This window comes from Klenkia taihuensis (genome assembly GCF_900112525.1).
GTDB classification, from domain to species: Bacteria; Actinomycetota; Actinomycetes; order Mycobacteriales; family Geodermatophilaceae; genus Klenkia; species Klenkia taihuensis.
In genome coordinates, this window is sequence record NZ_FOMD01000003.1 from 441,052 (window position 1) to 459,109 (window position 18,058).

The 18,058-nt window shown below is 75.6% G+C and carries 16 protein-coding genes; 5 read left to right on the forward strand and 11 right to left on the reverse strand.

The annotated features are described in order from the left end of the window. Window positions 1-31 precede the first annotated feature (31 nt). A complete protein-coding gene (locus BM158_RS21545; protein ID WP_131802050.1) occupies window positions 32-238 on the reverse strand; it encodes a hypothetical protein in 207 nt (68 codons plus the stop codon). Between the two features lie 166 nt (window positions 239-404). Between BM158_RS21545 and BM158_RS14220 the strand changes: the two genes are divergently transcribed. Further along, window positions 405-1,469 carry a flippase-like domain-containing protein gene (locus tag BM158_RS14220; protein ID WP_091560137.1) on the forward strand — a complete coding sequence of 355 codons (1,065 nt, stop codon included), beginning with the start codon at window positions 405-407 and terminating at the stop codon, window positions 1,467-1,469. 68 nt (window positions 1,470-1,537) lie between these two features. Then, window positions 1,538-2,935 carry a cold-shock protein gene (locus BM158_RS22975; RefSeq protein ID WP_091560141.1) on the forward strand — a complete coding sequence of 466 codons (1,398 nt, stop codon included), beginning with the start codon at window positions 1,538-1,540 and terminating at the stop codon, window positions 2,933-2,935. A gap of 23 nt (window positions 2,936-2,958) precedes the next feature. Here the strand turns inward: BM158_RS22975 and BM158_RS14230 are convergent, their stop codons facing one another. Genes BM158_RS14230 through BM158_RS14240 form a run of 3 tightly spaced genes read right to left on the reverse strand, consistent with a single transcriptional unit; the run spans window position 2,959 to window position 5,313 of the window. Further along, window positions 2,959-3,441 carry a nucleoside deaminase gene (locus BM158_RS14230; RefSeq protein ID WP_091560144.1) on the reverse strand — a complete coding sequence of 161 codons (483 nt, stop codon included), beginning with the start codon at window positions 3,439-3,441 and terminating at the stop codon, window positions 2,959-2,961. Next, window positions 3,438-4,481, reverse strand: coding sequence for a Gfo/Idh/MocA family protein (locus tag BM158_RS14235; protein WP_091560148.1), 1,044 nt, complete (start codon window positions 4,479-4,481; stop codon window positions 3,438-3,440). Before BM158_RS14235 ends, BM158_RS14230 begins: the two co-directional genes overlap by 4 nt. A gap of 25 nt (window positions 4,482-4,506) precedes the next feature. Continuing rightward, complete coding sequence (locus tag BM158_RS14240) at window positions 4,507-5,313, reverse strand: glycoside hydrolase family 25 domain-containing protein (RefSeq protein WP_091560152.1); 807 nt, start codon at window positions 5,311-5,313, stop codon at window positions 4,507-4,509. Window positions 5,314-5,405: 92 nt separating this feature from the next. On the opposite strand from BM158_RS14240, the gene BM158_RS14245 reads away from it, so the two are divergent. Both BM158_RS14245 and BM158_RS14250 read left to right on the forward strand, forming a co-directional pair. Continuing rightward, window positions 5,406-6,434: an Atu2307/SP_0267 family LLM class monooxygenase gene (locus BM158_RS14245; RefSeq protein ID WP_091560154.1), complete on the forward strand. Its 1,029-nt coding sequence runs from the start codon at window positions 5,406-5,408 to the stop codon at window positions 6,432-6,434. A gap of 130 nt (window positions 6,435-6,564) precedes the next feature. Continuing rightward, complete coding sequence (locus BM158_RS14250) at window positions 6,565-9,183, forward strand: putative bifunctional diguanylate cyclase/phosphodiesterase (protein ID WP_131802051.1); 2,619 nt, start codon at window positions 6,565-6,567, stop codon at window positions 9,181-9,183. Here the strand turns inward: BM158_RS14250 and BM158_RS14255 are convergent. The 3 genes from BM158_RS14255 to BM158_RS14265 are packed head-to-tail and all read right to left on the reverse strand — an operon-like array spanning window position 9,173 to window position 11,996. Then, the gene (locus tag BM158_RS14255) at window positions 9,173-10,198 is read right to left on the reverse strand and encodes an NAD(P)-dependent alcohol dehydrogenase (RefSeq protein ID WP_091560161.1); all 1,026 of its coding nucleotides are present in this window, start codon (window positions 10,196-10,198) and stop codon (window positions 9,173-9,175) included. The two genes, BM158_RS14250 and BM158_RS14255, sit on opposite strands and share 11 nt — an antisense overlap. After that, entirely contained in the window at window positions 10,195-10,950 is a 756-nt protein-coding gene (locus BM158_RS14260) for an iron-sulfur cluster assembly protein (protein WP_091560163.1), read from the reverse strand. The genes BM158_RS14255 and BM158_RS14260 overlap by 4 nt, the downstream gene beginning before the upstream one ends. Next, entirely contained in the window at window positions 10,947-11,996 is a 1,050-nt protein-coding gene (locus tag BM158_RS14265; protein WP_091560170.1) for an amidohydrolase family protein, read from the reverse strand. The genes BM158_RS14260 and BM158_RS14265 overlap by 4 nt, the downstream gene beginning before the upstream one ends. Window positions 11,997-12,136: 140 nt before the next feature. Here BM158_RS14265 and BM158_RS14270 point away from each other — a divergent pair, with 140 nt between their 5' ends. Further along, entirely contained in the window at window positions 12,137-13,552 is a 1,416-nt protein-coding gene (locus BM158_RS14270; RefSeq protein WP_091560173.1) for an AAA-type ATPase lid domain-containing protein, read from the forward strand. Here the strand turns inward: BM158_RS14270 and BM158_RS14275 are convergent. The 4 genes from BM158_RS14275 to BM158_RS14290 all read right to left on the reverse strand — a co-directional run bounded on the left by BM158_RS14275 (window position 13,549) and on the right by BM158_RS14290 (window position 18,044). Beyond that, complete coding sequence (locus BM158_RS14275) at window positions 13,549-14,724, reverse strand: MFS transporter (RefSeq protein WP_229827402.1); 1,176 nt, start codon at window positions 14,722-14,724, stop codon at window positions 13,549-13,551. The two genes, BM158_RS14270 and BM158_RS14275, sit on opposite strands and share 4 nt — an antisense overlap. A 31-nt stretch (window positions 14,725-14,755) precedes the next feature. Beyond that, window positions 14,756-15,367: a hypothetical protein gene (locus tag BM158_RS14280; protein ID WP_091560177.1), complete on the reverse strand. Its 612-nt coding sequence runs from the start codon at window positions 15,365-15,367 to the stop codon at window positions 14,756-14,758. A 144-nt stretch (window positions 15,368-15,511) separates the two neighbouring features. After that, complete coding sequence (locus BM158_RS14285) at window positions 15,512-17,299, reverse strand: HNH endonuclease signature motif containing protein (protein WP_091560181.1); 1,788 nt, start codon at window positions 17,297-17,299, stop codon at window positions 15,512-15,514. Between the two features lie 109 nt (window positions 17,300-17,408). Next, window positions 17,409-18,044 carry a dihydrofolate reductase family protein gene (locus BM158_RS14290; protein ID WP_229827401.1) on the reverse strand — a complete coding sequence of 212 codons (636 nt, stop codon included), beginning with the start codon at window positions 18,042-18,044 and terminating at the stop codon, window positions 17,409-17,411. Between the last annotated feature and the right edge of the window lie 14 nt (window positions 18,045-18,058).

The window sequence follows — 18,058 nt, forward strand, 5'->3', positions numbered from 1 at the left end:
CCACGCTACGGCCACCCACCGACGACCCCGGTCAGCGGCGGCGCCGCCACTGGGCCCGGCCGGCGGCCACGGCCTCGTCGACCGCGCCGAGCAGGGCGATCGCCACGTCCGGGCTGCGGTCGGCCAGCGGGCCCAGCACCGGGGTCAGCAGCGCCCAGCGGACGTCCTCCCACGCGACGGGGTCGTGGGGCCCCTGACGCGCGGGACGGGGCGCGACGGGGGACAGTGGCCTGGTCACGGGGGGCGCGGTGCCCGCCCGGGTGTGCGTCGGGTCGGAGCCGGGTGTGCAGAGGGTGAAGACCCGAGGTCGGACAGGTGCCGCCTCACCCGTGCGGGGCAGACCGGACTCCCCGGTGCCGCCTGTCGGGGGTCCCGGGGCGCACGGGTCGCTACGGTCATCCCCGATGAGCACCGGTCCGGACCCGGAGCACCCGGGCGGCCAGGACACCGCGGACACCCGCGGTGCGGTCGCGCGGTGGTGGCGCCCGGCCCTCGGCGGGGTGCTGGCGGTCGGCACGGTGGTGCTGCTGGCGGTCTTCTGGCAGTCGGTGGTCGGCTGGTTCCGCACCCTGTCGGGCACCGACCTGCGCTGGGCGGTCGCCGCGGTCGCGGTGCAGCTGCTGTCCATGCAGTGCCTGGTCTGGCAGCAGCAGCTGCTGCTGCGCGCCGGCGGCGGCACGGCCCCGACCGGCAGCCTGACCGCCACCGTCTACGGCGGCAACGCCATCTCCGTCGGCCTGCCGCTGGCCGGGTCGGCGGCCAGCGTCGCCTACGCCTTCCGCCGGATGCGCGACCTGGGCAACAGCGCGGCGCTGGTCAGCTGGGTGCTGGCGGTGTCCGGCGTGTGCTCGACCGTGGCGCTGGCCGCGGTGGTCGCGGTGAGCGCGTCGGCCACCAGCAGCCCCTTCGGCGCCGCGGTCGCCTCGATCGCGTCGGTCGCCGCCGTCGTCCCGGTGCTCACGCTGCTGGCCGTCACCCGCAGCCCCGAGGCCAAGGACCTCGTGGTCAAGCTGCTGGCCGCCGTCCTCTCGCCGCTGTCCCGCTGGTTCCGGGTGCTGCGGCCGGCGGTCGTCGGCCCGGCCGTCGACGACGCGCTGACCTCGCTCGGCTCGATCCGCCCGGGCTTCCGCAACGCCGCGCTGGCCGGGCTGCTGGCGGTGGCCAACTGGCTGCTGGACGCGCTGTGCCTGCTGCTGGCGGTGTACGCGGTCGGCGCGCAGCTGTCGCTGCGGGGCGCGGTGCTGGCCTTCGCCGCGGGCGCGCTGGTCTCCTCCACCCGGTTGACCCCCGGCGGCATCGGCGTCGTCGAGGCCGCGGTGGCCTCCGCGCTGGTCGCGGCCGGTCTGCCCGCCGCGCAGGCGGTGCCCGCGGTGGTCGTCTACCGGCTCGCCAGCCTCTACCTCCTCGCCGCGATCGGCGCGCTGTGCCTGGTGCTCGCGCCCCGGCCGGTGCACCCTCCGGAGGACTGAGCACGGCAGGTGGGACGCTGGAGCACGGCACACCGGTGCCACGGAGCAGCAGGAAGCAGGAGCAGGGCATGCCGCAGGGGTTCGTGAAGTGGTTCAACGCGGAGAAGGGGTTCGGGTTCATCGGCCCCGACGACGGCGGTGAGGACGTCTTCGTGCACTTCTCGGCCATCGAGGACCGCGGCGGGTTCCGCAGCCTCGACGAGGGTGCCCGGGTCGAGTACGAGGCCAGCCCGGGCCAGCGCGGCCTGCAGGCCGACCGGGTGGTCCCGCTGGGCGGCCCGCCGGTCCAGGTCGACCGCTCCGCCTCGCGCGAGCCCCGCCGGGACGACCGCCGCGACGACCGCGGCCCGCGCCGGGAGGCCCCGCGCCGCGAGCCCGCCCGCGCGCAGCGCAGCTCCGGCGGCGGTGCCGAGGGCACCGTGCGGTTCTTCAACGGCGAGAAGGGCTTCGGCTTCATCTCGCCCGACGACGGCGGCGACGACGTCTTCGTGCACTTCTCCGCGATCGTCGACGACGGCGGCTACCGCTCCCTCGAGGAGGGCCAGCGGGTGCTGTTCGAGGCCGCGCAGGGCGACCGGGGCATGCAGGCCACCCACGTCGAGCCCCTGGCCGGCGGGTACGCCGGTGGCGGGTACGACGACGGCGGCTGGTCCGGGGCCGGCTCCGGGCTGCCCCAGGGCACCGTGCGGTTCTTCAACGGCGAGAAGGGCTTCGGCTTCATCTCGCCCGACGACGGCGGCGACGACGTCTTCGTGCACTTCTCCGCGATCGTCGACGACGGCGGCTACCGCTCCCTCGACGAGGGCCAGCGAGTCGAGTTCGAGGCCGCGCAGGGCGACCGGGGCATGCAGGCCACCCACGTGCAGCCGTTGTCCGGCGGCGGCGGCGGTGGCGGCGGGTACGGCGGCCAGGGCGGCGGCTCGGGCCTGCAGCAGGGCACCGTGCGCTTCTTCAACGGTGACAAGGGCTTCGGGTTCGTCGAGCCCGACGACGGCTCCCGCGACGTGTTCGTGCACTTCTCGGTGATCGAGGACGACGGCGGCTACGGCGACCTCGCCGAGGGCCAGCGGGTGGAGTTCGCCGCCAGCCAGGGCGAGCGCGGCCCGCAGGCCGACGTCGTCCGGCCGCTGGGCCAGGCCGGCCCGCCCCCGCGCCGCGACCCCGCCCGCCGCGAGGCCCGGCGCGACCCCTCCCGGGGGGCCGGCCGGCCGCAGCGCCAGCAGTCCGGGCCGCGGGACGTGCCGCCGCCGCTGCAGGGCGGGCAGGAGGGCACCGTGAAGTGGTTCAACGCCGGCAAGGGCTTCGGCTTCATCGCCCCCGACGACGGCAGCCCCGACGTGTTCGTGCACTTCTCGGCCATCCCCGACCGGGGCGGCTACCGCGAGCTCGACGAGGGCCAGCGCGTGCAGTTCACCGCCAGCCCCGGCGACCGCGGCCCGCAGGCCGACCAGGTCGAGCCGATCTGACCCCGCTGCGCCGCCGCGGCCGGTCAGCCGCGGCGGTGCAGCCGCACGTGCAGCTCCCGGACCCGGGCGGACAGCTCCTCGTCGGGGCCGTCGACCGGGGTCCCCGGAGCCACCGCCCGCACCGGCAGGGTGGCCACCGGGCCGGGGGCCACGCCGAGCTCCTCGAGCCACTGCGCGAGCTGCGCCGAGGAGCTGGCGTAGACGATCCGGCCCAGGCCGACCCAGGCGTGCGCGGCCGAGCACATAGGGCAGTGCTCGCCGGAGGTGTAGACGGTCGCGCCCGGCCGCTGGTCGGCCGGCACGTGCTCGGCGGCCCAGCGGGCCAGCTCGAACTCCGGGTGCCGGGTGGAGTCCCCGCCGGCGATCCGGTTGCGGTCCTCGGCGAGCACGGTGCCGTCGGCGGCGACCAGGAGCGAGCCGAACGGCTCGTCCCCGGCGTCCAGGGCCTCCTCGGCGAGCTCCACGCAGCGGGCCAGGTGGGTGCGGTCGGTGGCGGAGAGGGTCACGGGGCCACCATCCCGCCCTCGACCGCGCTGCGCCGGGCGGCGTCGAGCACCCGGGCGGTGGCGACGGCGTCGCGGGGGTCGACCGGCACCGGGCCCCGGCCGCGGACGGCGTCGGCGAAGGCCGGGTAGAAGGTGTTCCACGCGCCGCGCTCGCTCGGCACCGGCACCGACGCCGCACCGGTGTGCAGCCGGCCCCACGCCTCCGGCGGCTCGGTGCCCCACCCGGCGGGCGCCACCCCGGCCAGGGAGGCTGCCTCCTGGCCGTCCATGGCGCCCAGCCCGCGGTCGTCGGTGCCGGTGCCGACGACGTAGCTGCCGGCCGAGCCGGTCACCCGCAGCCGCGGCCCGGGGGCGCCCTGCCGCCAGCTGCCCTGCAGCACCGACCGGGCGCCGCCGGCGTGGTCCAGCACGACGAGCACGTCGTCGTCCAGGCCGGACTCCCGCACCGACCAGCGGGCGAGGACGCCGGTGACCGGGCCCAGCAGCACCAGCGCCTGGTCGACCAGGTGGCTGCCGAAGTCCAGCAGCGTGCCGCCCCCGGCGACCCCGGGCCCGGGGCCGGGCGCCCACCGCTCGAACCGGGACTCCAGGGACCGCACCTCGCCCAGCGCGCCGTCCGCGACCAGCCGGCGCAGGGTGAGGAAGTCGGAGTCCCAGCGCCGGTTCTGGTACGGCGAGAGCGCCAGCCCGGCGGCGGCCGCGCGGTCCACCGATGCCTGCGCGGCGGCGGCGTCCAGCGCGAACGGCTTGTCGCAGACGACCGCCAGGCCCAGGTCCAGCGCCCGGTCGGTCAGCTCGCTGTGCGTGCCGGCCGGGGTCGAGATGGCCACCGCCTCGGCGCCGGCGTCGGCCAGGGCCTCCAGCGAGTCGAGGCAGGCGGTGCCGGGGTGGTCGGCGGCGACCAGCGCCCGGCGCTCCTCCGACGTCGTCACCACCCCGACGAACTCGACGCCCTCCGCCGCGGCCAGCAGCGGGGCGTGGAAGTACCGCCCGCCGAAGCCGTAGCCGAGCAACCCGAACCGCACCGCACCGGAGTCCATGGGCGCGAGTCTGCCGGGCGCGGGCTCAGCAGGGCAGGTCGTGGTCGAGCAGCCGGCCCTCGAGCTCGGTGACGTACTGGGCCAGGACGACGTCGCCGCCACCGGTCAGCGAGGCCGAGGCGCACAGCTGGGCCGCGCCGAGCGGGTCGGACGCGCCGGCCAGCCAGCTGTCCAGGTCGTGCAGCGAGGACCCCGGCGGCACCCAGCCGACGATCTGCGCCCACTGCTGGCCGCTGGAGTACAGCCCGACCGGTGCGCCGGTGGCGGCCAGGTAGTCGGCCATGCCCTCCAGCGTCGCCCGGTTGGCCGCCCGCGCGGCGGCCGAGCCGGTCTGCCAGGTGTTGGTGGTCTCGACGTCCAGCCACCAGGTGAGCTCGGCGGGCACGAGGGGGACGCCGGCGCGGGCGGCGGCGGGCAGCAGGAAGGCGTGGATGTCGACCGCGGCGCGGGTGCGGCCGTAGACGTAGGAGCAGGCCGGGCCCGCGTCGCCGTCGCAGACGCCGTAGGGGCTGTCGCCGCTGCGGGGCCAGGTGCTGACCGCGTCGCGGACCTGACCGGGGTTGGCGGTGTTGACGTACACCTGCACCGGGCCCAGCCCGGCCGACCAGGCCAGCTGCTCCTCCAGGCACGGGTTGGCCGTCGTCGCCAGGCCGCCGTTGACCCCGACGACGCCGAAGGACGCCACCGCCGGCAGCGGCTGGTCGCACTGCGGGTAGGACACGTCGTAGCCGATGCCGGTGTCCCCGGGGTCGGCGGCCGCGGTCCCGGGCGCGCCCAGCGCACCGACCACCAGCCCCGCCAGCACGGCGAGGGCACCCCGGCGAACCCCCATGTGCCGGCACGGTACCGGCCGGGAACAACCCGCGCCCATGACGGTTGAACGTTGAACTACAGTGAGGGCGTCACCGTCCCGAGGGGGAGACCATGCACATCGGCATCGACAGCTTCGTCGCCGCAGTCACCGACCCGTCCACCGGCGAGGCCGTGGGGCCGCAGCAGCGGATGGCGCACCTGCTGGAGGAGATCGCCCTGGCCGACCAGGTCGGGCTCTACTCCTTCGGCATCGGCGAGCACCACCGCCCGGAGTACTACGACTCCGCCCCGGCGATCATCCTGGCCGCCGCGGCTGCCCGCACCGAGCGGATCCGGCTGGGCAGCGCGGTCACCGTGCTGTCGGCGGCGGACCCGGTCCGGGTCTTCCAGCAGTTCGCCACCCTCGACCTGATCTCCGGCGGGCGCACCGACCTGGTCGTGGGCCGCGGCTCCTTCACCGAGGCCTTCCCGCTGTTCGGGTTGCCGCTGTCGGACTACGACTCGCTGTTCACCGAGAAGCTCGAGCTGCTGCTGCAGATCCGCGAGTCCGAGCGGGTCACCTGGTCCGGGCAGCACCGGCCCGCGCTGACCGGCCAGGGCGTGTACCCCCGCCCCGCGCAGGAGCGGCTGCCCATCTGGGTCGGCGTCGGCGGCAGCCCGGAGTCCTTCGCCCGCGCCGGCCTGCTCGGCCTGCCGCTCATGGTCGCCATCATCGGCGGCGAGCCGCGCCAGTTCGCCCCGCTGATCGACCTCTACCGCCGGGCCGGTGCCCAGGCCGGGCACGCCCCCGAGCAGCTGCAGGTGGGCCTGCACGTGTTCGGCTACGTCGCCGAGAGCACCGAGGCGGCCGCCGACACCATCTACCCCGGCTGGCACGAGATGTTCGCCAAGATCAGCCGCGAGCGGGGTTTCCGGCAGCCCACCCGCGCCCAGTTCGACGCGACCTCCGGCCCGGACGGCGCGTTCTTCATGGGCTCGCCGCAGACGGTGGCCGAGAAGATCCGCCGCATCTCCGACCAGCTGGGCGGTGTCGACCGGCTGTCGGTGCAGATGACCAACCCGCGGCTGGCCCACGCCGACCTGCTGCGCGGCATCGAGCTGCTGGGCACCGAGGTCGCCCCGCTGGTCGCCGACGCCTGACCCCGGGGGGTGAGGCCCGGGGGCACCGCTCAAGCGGTGCCCCCGGCCCGCCGAAATACGGTCTGTGTGGACCCGGAATGATCGGTCTGCCCGGGGACGCCGGGGGACCCCGCTGTGGGCACTGCTGCTCGTGCTCGTGGTGCTGCCGCTGAGCAGCCTCACCGCCTTCGCCGTCGTGCTCGCCGTGCGTGCCGCCGACTCCGCCGACGCGTCGACGACGGCCGCCGAGCAGGTGCGCGCGTACGGCCAGCTGGCCCGCGCCTCCGCCGCGGTGGACCAGGAGCTGCTCGTCCTGGTCGTCGCCGCGGCCCTGGACGACCCCGCCGCACGCACCGCCCTGGGCATCACGCCGCAGTTCACCGACGCGGTCGCCGACGAGCTCGCCGAGGCCACCGGCCGCGTGCGCGCCGAGACGAACACCCAGCTCGCGCTGGCCGTCGGGCTGCCCGCCTCCGCCGGGGCCGCCCGCACCGCGCAGTCCCAGGTCGTCGCGCTGCGGGCGGAGGTCGACGCCGGCACCGCGCCGGGCGCGACCGCCCTGCGGCTGGGCTGGACGTCGGTCTCCGACCGCCTGCACGAGCGGCAGAACGCGGTCGTGGTGTCCGCGGCCAGCGCCGCGGCGAGCACGCAGACCGTGGCCGCCATCCGCGACGTCCGGCTGGTGGCCGAGCTGACCGCCGGCCTGAACCCCGACGTGGTCGACTACCTGGGCTGGCTGGTGCTGGCCGGCACCGACGACGGCCCCGCCCGGCAGTGGCAGTGGCTGCAGTCGCACAGCGCCGTCGAGCTGGCCCGCGCGGCGCTGACCAGCCTGACCGACCCCCGCCTGCGGGCCGCCGCGGTGGCGCTCGGCGCGACGCCGGAGGCGGCCACCGTGGAGGACGTGCTGTCGACCGCGGCCCAGGAGCGCGTCGTCGCCCCGGGCCTGCTGCAGCTGCAGCGCACGGTGCTCGCCGCCGCGGCGGTCACCGAGCAGACCAACACCGTGCTCGCCGACGCCGTGGACGTCGCGGCCACGTCGGCCGCGGCCGACGGTCGGCGGGCGGCCGCCGAGCGGGACGCCACCGTGCTCGCCGCGGTGCTCGCGGTCCTCGGCACCGGCCTGGTGCTGGCCCTGGTCGGCCGGCAGGTCACCCGGGCGCTGCGCCGGCTCTCCGACCAGGCCGACGAGGTCTCCCAGGGCCGCCTGGTGGACGTCGACGTGGCCGGACCGCGCGAGGTCCGCTCGGTGGGCCGGGCGCTGGGCGGCGCCGTCGGCAGCCTGCGCCGGGTGCAGGACCAGGCCCGGGCGGTCGCCCGCGGCGACCTGGCCGACCCGGTGCTCGACGAGCCGCTGCCCGGCCCGCTGGGGGAGGTGCTGCACGCCTCGGTGGAGCAGCTGGTCACCTCGCTGCGCCAGCGCGACCGGCTGCAGACCGCGCTGAGCCACCAGGCCGCGCACGACCCGCTCACCGACCTGCCCAACCGGGCCCGGGCGCTGGAGCTCACCACGTCCGCGCTGCACCGCGCCCGCCGGGCCGGCGCGGCCACCGGCCTGCTGTTCGTCGACCTCGACGGGTTCAAGGGCGTCAACGACCGCGCGGGCCACGCCGCGGGCGACGCCGTCCTGCAGGCCGTCGGTGCCCGGATGCGGGAGCAGGCCCGGGCCGGGGACACCGTGTGCCGGCTGGGCGGGGACGAGTTCGTCGTGCTGGTCGAGGCCGTCGCCGACGTGGCCGAGCTGGTCGCCCTGGGCGAGCGCCTGGTCGCCGCGGTGTCCGAGCCGCTGGTCGTGGCCACCGCGAGCGGCCCGCGGCCGGTCGCCGTCGGCGCGAGCGTCGGCGTCGCGGTGGCCCAGGACGGCGAGGTCGACGGCGACGAGCTGCTCGCGCAGGCCGACGCCGCCGTCTACCGGGCGAAGCACACCGGCCGCGGCCGGGTCGAGGTCTTCGACGACCGGCTGCGCGCGGACGTCGACGAGCGCCGCGACGTCGAGGAGGCGCTGCGCCGCGGGCTGGCCGGCGGCGAGCTGCACGTGCTGTACCAGCCGGTGCTCGACGTGGCCTCGGGCGACCTGGTCGGCTTCGAGGCGCTGGCCCGCTGGGAGCGGCCCGGTGCCGGGCTGCTCACCCCCGAGGCCTTCGTCCCGGTGGCCGAGCAGTCGGACCTGATCTGCGAGCTGGACCGCTGGGTGCTGCGCTCCGCGGTCGACCAGCTCGGCGCGTGGCGGGCGGCCGCGGGCCTGCCGGTCGACACCGACGGGGTGCGGGTGGCGGTCAACCTGTCGGCCCGCACGCTCAGCGACCCGCGGATCACCGACACCGTGGTCTCGACCCTGGCCTACGCCGGTGTGCCGGCTGCCTGCCTGGTGCTGGAGGTGGCCGAGTCCGCCGTCGTGGAGTCACCGGTGCTGCTGACCCAGCTGGCCGCGCTGCGCGCGGTGGGGGTGGCGGTGGCGCTGGACGACTTCGGCACCGGGACGACGTCGATCGGCGCGCTGCGGCACCTGCCGGTGGACACGCTGAAGGTCGACGGCAGCTTCCTGTCCGCCGACCCGGTCGACCAGCAGCTGGTCGCGCTCATGGTGGCCACCGCGCACGCCAGCGGGCTGACCGTGGTCGCCGAGGGCGTGGAGCACGCCGACGTGCTGACCCGCCTGGCCGCCGACGCCTGCGACGCCGCGCAGGGCTTCCACCTCTCGGCCCCGCTGCCCGCAGCCGAGGCCGGGCTGCTGTTCGCGCCCGGCCTCGACGCGGCGGTCAGGGGATGAGGATGGCGCGGCCGCGCACGCGGCCGTTGTCCAGGTCGTCGACGGCGCCCTGGAAGTCCTCCAGCGCGTACTTCTGGGTGTGCAGCGTGACCCGGCCCGCGGCGGCCAGCGCCATGAGCTCGACCAGGTCGTTGTAGGAGCCGACCAGGTTGCCGATCACGTTGACCTCGGTGGAGACCAGGTCGATGGTCGGGACGTCGACGTTCTCGCCGTAGCCGACCACCGAGTAGTCACCGGCCCGGCGGGTCATCGCCAGGCCCTCCTTGGTGGAGCCGTTCTCGCCGACGAAGTCCACGACCACCTCGGCGCCGTGGCCGCCGGTGAGCTCGAGCACCTGCTCGACGTGGCTGCCGTCGGCCAGCACGCCCCGGTCGGCGCCGATGGACTCGGCGAGCTTGAGCGCGTCGGGGTTGCGGTCGATGACGATGAGCTCGGCCGGGGTGAGGGCCTTGGCCACCTGGATGCCGATGTGGCCCAGGCCGCCGGACCCGATCATCACCAGCCGGTCGCCGGGGTGCAGGCGGCGGGCCGCCTTGGCCACCGCGTGGTAGGCGGTGAGGCCGGCGTCGGCCAGCGCCGCGACGTCGGCGGGCTCCAGCGCGTCGTCGATCTTCACGCAGCTGCGCGCCGAGGTCTTGAGGTACTCGGCGTACCCGCCGTTGGTGTCGATGCCGGGGAAGGCGGAGTTCTCGCAGTGCACGTCGTCGCCGAAGCGGCAGGCGCGGCACAGCCCGCAGGTGATCAGCGGGTGCAGGATCACCTTGTCGCCGACCGCCACGTTGGTGACCGCCGAGCCGACCGCGTCGACCCAGCCGGCGTTCTCGTGGCCGATCGTGTACGGCAGCTGCACTTGGCTCTTCTCGGCCCACTGGCCCTCGAGGATGTGCAGGTCGGTGCGGCAGACGCCGGCACCGCCGATCTTCACGACGACGTCGTGCGGACCGGTCACCTCGGGCTTGTCCAGCTCGGTCAGCTCGAGCTTCTGGTGGTAGCCGGTCACGCGGACGGCCTTCATCGGAGCACCTCCAAGGGCAGGGTCGAGTCAATGGACGGCCGGAAGACCTGGTCGGCCTCCGAGCCGGGGTAGCGGGTGGTGAGCAGGCCGCGGCAGAAGTGCGCGTTGCCGTCGACGGAGACCCGCACCGACCGGGCCTTGCGGAAGGTCAGCGCGACCTGCTCGGGCGCCGGCGGGGTGCCGTCGGGGCCGAGCAGCACCGGCGAGGCGGGGGACAGGGACAGCCCGAGGGCGGCCCGGCGGGACAGCAGGGACTCCTTCTCGCGGCCCGTCGGCAGGTCGGCCAGCCGGACGGCGGCGACGTCGTCCTCGGTGCGGGTCGGGTCGGCCCGCACCCAGCTGGTGAGCGCGCGCTCCATCGCGGCGGCGTGCGCCTTGCGGTGGAAGGTGGCCCGCAGCTCGTCGAGGGACTCCTCGGCCTCATGGCCGAAGGTGCCGCGGTAGTCGGCGTCGGCGGCCAGGCCTGCGTTGATCAGGTCGGAGTCGTGGTGGTCGTCGAGCTCGATGACCACCCGTCCGGTGCCGGGGACGGCGCGGACGGCGTCCCGGGCGTCGCTGACCATCAGCCACGCGAAGTTGGGCGCGCAGAACGACGTGGGCAGCCGCAGGTGGACCTCGACGTCGGCACCCCGGACCGTCACCGACCGCACGAAGCCGAGGTCGGTGATCGGCTCGTCCAGCTCGGGGTCGACGACGGAGCCCAGGGCCTCCCGGACGGCGGTCTCGTCGATGCGCGGCAGGACCGCAGTCATGCCATCGCCAGGTTCTTGTCGGCGGCGTCCGGGTCGCGGGGGCCGGTCGCGGTCGCGTCGGCCTCGGCCACCTGCAGGTCCGCCGGCACCGGGATGTCGTAGAGCTTGGCGGCGTTGAGGCCCAGCACCTTGCGCTTCTGGTCGGTGCTGATGGGCGCGTACTCGGTCATGTCCTCGGGGATCTGGAAGTCGACGAACTTCTCGACCAGCCACTTCGGCGTCCAGAGGGCGTAGTCGCTGGAGAACAGGATCCGGTCCTCGCCGATCCAGTAGAGGAGCTCACCCATGATCTGGGCGAAGTAGCGGGGCCGGGTGTGGATGAAGGGGATGGCCACGGCCAGGCCGCCGTAGACGTTGGGCTCCTGGGTGGCGATCCAGCAGAAGTCCTCGAGGCGCGGCAGGCCGACGTGCTCGACGATGAAGTCCAGGTCGGTGAAGTCGGTGGCCACGTGGTCCACGTCGGCGACGTCGAAGGCGTCGCGGTCCAGCGGGCGGATGGTCGGGCCCTTGTGGATGTGGATGTTCTTGATGCCGAGCTCGCGGCAGACCTCGAAGTACCGGTAGGCCATCGGGTCGTTGAGCTTCCAGCCGCGGCTGTCGCCGTGCCAGTCGGCGGTGTAGAGCTTCACGCCCTTGAGCTGGAACCGCTCGGCGTTCTCCCGGAGCTTGTCCAGCCCGTTCTCGCCGTCCCGCGGGTCCCAGTAGTGGTTGTAGGTCAGCTTGTCCGGGTGGGCCTGGGCGAGGGCGAAGGCCTCCTCGGTCTGGCCGAACCCGTTCTTGTAGAACTCGCCGAGCCGGGCCGGCTGGAACACCGCGTGGTCGACGATGCCGTCGGCGAAGACGTCGGCCATCAGCTTCTCGCCGCCCTGGTACAGGTACTGCTCGTAGTCCCAGACCTCGGACTCCGGCGACAGGTTGCGGTGGTAGTCGTAGAAGCAGTCGATGAACTGCTTGCCGTGGATGTTGAGCTGGTTCTCCGGGCGGGCGTCCCAGAGCGCGATGTGCGCGTCCACGACGAAGTAGTCGTTGCCGTCCTTGCTGTACACGGGTCCTCCTGCGGTCGGAGCGTCGGTGCTCGGGCCCGACGCTAGGGCGGCGTGCAGGGGTGCTGATGGGTCGATGTGTCTCACTTTGAGACGCCCGTCACTGCCGGGTATTCTGGGCGCGACCGACCGGGGGTGAGCTCGTGGACGACGGTCTGGAGGTCGTGCGCCCGCGGGTGCGCGCCTCGTGGGTGCGCAGCGAGCGCTACGGCGTCTCGCCGGAGGAGGTCGAGCCGGTCTTCACCGGGGACGTCGACACCGGGTCGCTGTTCTACCGTTGCGGCGCCGAGGTGCTGAGCGCGCTGCACGACACCCTGGGCACCGAGCCGGTCGGGCTGATGATGACCGACCACGAGGGCCTGGTGCTGGCCCGCTGGTCGGTGGACGGCGACATGGTCCGATCGCTGGACCGGGTGCACCTGGCGCCGGGCTTCCACTTCGGCGAGCGGACGGCGGGGACCAACGGGCTGGCCCTCGCGCTGGCCGACCGCACGCCGTCGCTGGTGCGCTCCGGCGAGCACTTCGTGGCCCCGCTGCGGCGCTACACCTGCGCGGCGGTGCCGGTGCTGGACCCGGCGTCGGGGAACCTGCTGGGCAGCATCAACATGACCACCTGGTCGACCGGGTCCTCGGACCTGCTGCTGGCTCTCGCGCAGTCCGCCGCGGGCAACACCGCGGCCCTCATGCAGTCCCGTGCCGGCGGCGCGGTGGCCCGCCCGCAGCCCCGCGGCGAGGTCTTCCACGTGGTCACCGACCGCCTGGCCGCCGGCGACGCGGCGTCCTCCCGCGCCTGGACGCAGGCGGTCGGCGCCGCGCGGGAGGCCGTGCAGGCCGGCCGGCTGCTGGCGGTGGTGGGGGAGCCCGGGACCGGCAAGACCGCGGTCGCCGCGCTGGCCCGGCAGGCGGTCGCCCGCCGCGAGCGGGTGCTGGTGGCCCGCCCGCCGGGAGCCGAGGACGTCGACGCCTGGCTGGCGCTGTGGGTGCCGGCGCTGGCCGCACCCGACACCTGCGTGGTGGTGGCCGGCGCCGACGTGCTGCCCGCGTGGGCCGCCGACCGGCTCGCCGCCGCGGTGACGCCGTCCGCCGTCCCGCCGCTGGTGCTCACCGCCGCGACGTTCGAGGCGCTGCCCGAGCGGCTGGCGGCCCTCGTCGACGCGGTCGTGGAGGTGCCCCCGCTCCGGCACCGGCCCGAGGACATCGCCCCGCTGGCCCGCTCCTTCGCCCGGGAGCACCGGCACCGCGACGTGCAGTTCACCCCGCGGGCGGTGCGGGCGCTGGAGGGGCACCGCTGGCCGGAGAACGTGCGCGAGCTGCGCGCCGTCGTCCGGGAGGCGTCCGGGCGCACCGACGTGGTGGACCTGGCGCACCTGCCGCCGTCGGTGCTGACCTCGGGCGGGCGGGCGCTGAGCCGGCTGGAGCAGCTGGAGCGCGACGAGATCCTGCGCTGCCTCACCGCGCCGGGGGCCACCGCGGTGCACGCGGCGGAGGAGCTGGGCATCTCGCGGGCGACGCTCTACCGCAAGATCCGCCAGTACGACCTGCAGATCCCGGGTCGCTAGCGCCGGGGGAGGAGCAGCGCTGCCACGAGGCCGGCGGCGAGGACGGCGGCGGTGACGCCGAAGGCGAGCTGGTAGTCCACGGCGTCGGTCAGCGCCCCGGCGGCCAGCGGGCCCAGGATGCCCCCGAGGTCCGACGCCATCTGGAACACCGCGACCACCCGGCCGCCGCGGGCCGGGCTGACGTCGGCGACGAGGGCTGCGGGGGCGCTGGCCAGCAGGGAGGCCCCGAGGCCGAAGACCGCCATGGAGACGAGGAAGACGGGGGTGCTCGGCGGACCGACCAGCAGGGCGACCGAGCCGGTGGCCAGCGCCGAGCCCACGACGAGGGACGGTCGCCGTCCCCACCCGTCGACCAGCCGGCCCGAGCGGAGCAGGCCGACGGCCTGGGCGACCGAGCCGACCAGCAGCCCGGCGCCGGCCCACGCGACGGTGCGACCGAGGTCCTCGGTGACGTACAGCGGGACGAGGGAGTTGCGGACGCCGAAGAGCATCCAGCCGACGCCGAAGTTGACCACGAGGGCGGCGACGTAGGCGCGGTTGCGGAGGGCGGCGGCCAGCGGCAGCGGGGGAGCCGACTGCGGGGTGTCCGGGGTGGCGGTCTGCGTGGCGGGGGTGCGCAGCAGGACGAGGCCGACGGCGCCGGCCAGCAGCAGGAAGGCGGCGTAGAGCAGGAACGGCAGGCGGGGGGAGAGGGCAGCGAGCAGTCCGCCCGCGGCGGGGCCGGCGATGCCGCCGAGGATGAAGCCGCCCTGGAAGGTTGCCGCCGACCGCCCGCGGTGCTCGGCGGGTGCGACCCGCAGCAGCAGGGAGAGCGCGGCGACGGTGAACATGGCGCTGCCGACGCCGCCGGCGGAGCGCAGCGCGAGGAACGCGGGGAAGTGGTCGACCAGCCCGGCGGCGCCGGTGGTGACGGCGACGACGACCAGTCCGGCGGTGAGCACGACCCGCTCGCCGAACCGCTCGACCAGCGCGCCGCCGCCGAACGCGGAGACGAACCGGAAGAACGCGAACGAGCTGACCGCCAGGCCCACCGCGGTGCCGCCGACCCCGAAGGAGCGGACGTAGATGGGGATGGCGGGGGCGACGATGCCGAACCCGAGGGCCACCACGAAGGCGACGACGGCGAGGACCCGGACCTCGCGGGGCAGCTGCGGCCGTGCCCCGTCCCCCACGTCCGGATCGTCGCACGCGCTCAGGTGGCGCTCAGCAACCATCCCGCGGCGGCAGGTCGAGATCGACCGTGTCGCCGTCGCCGACCCTGATCCGCAGCGCGCGTGCCTCGGGCGGCGGAGTGGGCCGTAGGTGCAGGACGTACCGCCAGGGGTCGTCCTCGTGGCCGGCCATCCCGGTGACCCAGGCGTAGGTGGTGCCGGCGTCGTCGGTCAGCTCGACCGGCAGGTCGGCCACGTCGTCGGCGGGGTGCCGCGGCGGTCTCTCCGGATCGGCGGACCGCCCGGCGTCGAGGGCGGCCCGGACCCGGCGGGCCCAGGCATCGACGTCGGAGCGGTACCGCGCCGAGCCGGCTGCGGCGGCGGGCCCGGTCGCGGACAGGGTGAGGGTGACGTGGTTGGCCACCTCGACGGCCCGCAGCTCGACGACGACACCGTCCGCCCGGGTCAGCACGGGGCGTGGCTCCGCGACGAGCTGGCGGCGGGTGACCTGCTGGACGGTGACCAGGAAGACGTGGTCCGGGTCCCCGAAGTCGGCGTGGATCCGCCCGGGACCGATCTGCTCGATGTGCGTCCCTTCGGGCAGCTCGACGCCGGACCAGTCGCCGAGTCCGACCATCTCCGTCACCCGGTCCAGGTCCACCATGCGGCGCACCGCAACGGGGCGGGGGCCGGGTCCGGGCGGCGACGGCAGGGGAGACGGCGAGCTCGGAGCCCTGGGCCCTGCGTCGGTTCGGTGGGTGGGAGAAGGGAGCCAGGCTGGCACGCCGGTGAGCGGGCCGCCTCGGGATCAGAACGGCGGCGGGTCGTCGACGGGGTCGTGCGGTGGGGGCGGTGGCCGTTCGGGGTCGAGGACCTCGTCGACGCCGGGCGGCCGGGTGGTGACGGTGCTGCCGCCGGGTGTGGTGACGTGCAGGGTGCCGTCGGGGTCGAGGCGGAAGGACCAGCCGGGCGCGTGGGTCTTGAGCCGGTGGTGGTGGCGGCAGAGCAGGGCCAGGTTCGGGGTGCAGGTCCTGCCGCCGGCGCCGTGGGGTACGACGTGGTCGGCGTCGCAGCTGCGGGCGTCCCGGCGGCAGCCGGGGAAGCGGCAGTGCCGGTCGCGGGCGCGCAGGTAGCAGTACTGGGCGGCGGTCGGGGTGTAGCCGGCTGTTGATGGCGGTGGGCCGAGGCCGGTGCCCTGGCGGGCCGCAGCGAGCAGCTCGGCCGGTGAGGCGACGGCCAGCGCCCGCCCCCGGTCGGTGATGGTGAGGACGAGGTCGCCGGTGGCCGGGTCGACGAGGCCGAGGACATCGATGCGGCGCAACAGCTCGCGCACTGCGGCCGGGGTGACCGGCTGGCCGGCGACGTCGCCGACACCACCGGTCGGGCCACCGGCTTCCCGGGCGTCCTCACGGTGCTCGGACTCGTCCTGTGCGGACCTGGTGGGGCTGGTCGTGTCCTGGGCAGTGGTGTCCCGGCTGGCCCAGGTCTCGGCAGGCGTGTGCCGGGCGGCGGACGGGCTCCGGCGCGGGACGGCGCGGGGCGCTGACCCCGTGCCGGTCGGGTGCTGCGCCCGGTCGGTCGAGGCATCGTGAGCGGGTGCGGCGTCGTCCTCGGCGGGCGATTCGTCGTGGGGGTCATCGGTGGCGAGGTCGCGGAGGGTGCGCAGCTGCTCGGGATCGAACAGGTCGCGCAGGTCGGCGGTGATCGTCACGTGCGCCACGGCGGGGTCGGGGGTGTCCCAGGGGCGGGTGATCAGCGCATCCATGACCGCGTTGCGCAGCGCGCCGAGGGGTCGGGGGTCGCCGTCGGCCTTCAGCTTGCGGGCGTAGGCGGTCAGCTGGGCACGGATCAAGGCGGCCCGCTCGGTGGCGACGCCGGTGGCCCGCAGCTCCGAGGTGCCGTCGCCGGTGGGGGTGGTGGTGACGTCGCCGCCGTCGACCCGGGCCCTGCGGCGCCGGTCGGCGGCCTCGGGGTCCAGCGCGACGAGGCCGGCCTGCAGCCGCTCCCGCAGCGTGGTGGGCGGGCAGCCCCGCTCGGCCCAGCCCACCGCCCTGGCGGCCAGCTCGTCGATGGCGTCGTCGGCGAACGGGCCGCCGACGGAGGTGGCCTGCCAGCGCAGCACCTCGCAGATCACCCGGGCCCGGGACTCGTCGATGCGGCCGTCGGCCAGCGCGTGCCACACCACCGGGAGCTGGCGGACCAGCACCAGGGCGTGCTCGACCAGGTGCCGGGCGGAGGTGACGCTGCAGCGCAGCAGCACCGCCACCTCGTCGGGCAGGAAGTCATCCGCGGCCTGCAGCTCCGCCTCGCCCTCCCCGCCACCGACGTCGGTGCGGGCGCCGGGCAGCAACGGCAGCGCGTGCTGGGCGCCCTGGGTGGCCTTGCGCTCGATCAGCCCGGCCTCGTAGGCGGCAAGCTCCGACCGCTTGGCCCGCACCGACGCGATCTCGGCATCCAGGGCGGCGCCGGTGAGCCCGAACGCCGCCGCCGTCTCGGTCAGCCGCGGCGCCACGACCGGGGGCAGGTCGGGGGCGACCCAGCCGGCAGGGGTGAACCGGGTGGTCACCTCGACCGCGAACCGCCCCTCCAGTGCCATGGCTGCACTTCACCACGGGGGTCTGACAGTTCTGGGCCGTCGACGAGACCCCGACCAGGCAACCTCCCGTCACGCGCCGGTCCCGACCCGTGACGGAACCCCGGGAGGGTCAGCGCCAGAAGAGGTGGTGGACGGCGCGGCCGGTGGGGCTGGCGACCTGCTCGTGGTGGTACCGGTCCTCCAGCTCGGACGGCGAGGTCCACAGCCGCGACCCGGCGCCGATCGTCACCGGCGCCACCGCCACGTGCAGGGTGTCGACCAGCCCGGCGTCCAGGAACGCCCGCACCGACGCCGCGCCCCCGCCCAGCCGCACGTCCAGCCCACCCGCCGCCTCGGTGGCCTGCGCCAGGACGTCGGCGGGCGAGCCGGAGACGAAGTGGAACGTGGTCTCCCCGAGGGTGAACGAGGGCCGCAGGTGGTGGGTCCAGACGAACACCGGCGTCCGGAACGGCGGCTCGTCGCCCCACCACCCCTGCCAGGACAGGTCCGTCCAGGGACCCCGGTGCGGGGAGAACTTGTTGGCCCCCATGATCTCGGCGCCGATGCCGTGGGCCCAGTCCCGTGCGAACAGGTCGTCCAGGCCCCGCGTGCCGCTGCCGTCGGAGCGCCCGGGCAAGGAGGCGGTCGGGAAGAACCACGACATCAGCTCACCCGGGTTCGCCGTCCCGAAGGGCTGGTCAAGGCTCTGGCCCTCGCCGGAGCCGTAGCCGTCGGCGGACACGGTGAAGTTCTGCACCCGGAGCACGGCACCATCCAACT

Excerpts from the sequence above, each read along its gene's own strand:
- BM158_RS14220 (WP_091560137.1), top strand. The coding sequence starts at position 405 with ATGAGCACCGGTCCGGACCCGGAGCACCCGGGCGGCCAGGACACCGCG.
- BM158_RS22975 (WP_091560141.1), top strand. The coding sequence starts at position 1,538 with ATGCCGCAGGGGTTCGTGAAGTGGTTCAACGCGGAGAAGGGGTTCGGG.
- BM158_RS14235 (WP_091560148.1), bottom strand. The coding sequence starts at position 4,481 with ATGGACTCCGGTGCGGTGCGGTTCGGGTTGCTCGGCTACGGCTTCGGC.
- BM158_RS14240 (WP_091560152.1), bottom strand. The coding sequence starts at position 5,313 with ATGGGGGTTCGCCGGGGTGCCCTCGCCGTGCTGGCGGGGCTGGTGGTC.
- BM158_RS14245 (WP_091560154.1), top strand. The coding sequence starts at position 5,406 with ATGCACATCGGCATCGACAGCTTCGTCGCCGCAGTCACCGACCCGTCC.
- BM158_RS14255 (WP_091560161.1), bottom strand. The coding sequence starts at position 10,198 with ATGAAGGCCGTCCGCGTGACCGGCTACCACCAGAAGCTCGAGCTGACC.
- BM158_RS14260 (WP_091560163.1), bottom strand. The coding sequence starts at position 10,950 with ATGACTGCGGTCCTGCCGCGCATCGACGAGACCGCCGTCCGGGAGGCC.
- BM158_RS14280 (WP_091560177.1), bottom strand. The coding sequence starts at position 15,367 with ATGGTGGACCTGGACCGGGTGACGGAGATGGTCGGACTCGGCGACTGG.
- BM158_RS14285 (WP_091560181.1), bottom strand. The coding sequence starts at position 17,299 with ATGGCACTGGAGGGGCGGTTCGCGGTCGAGGTGACCACCCGGTTCACC.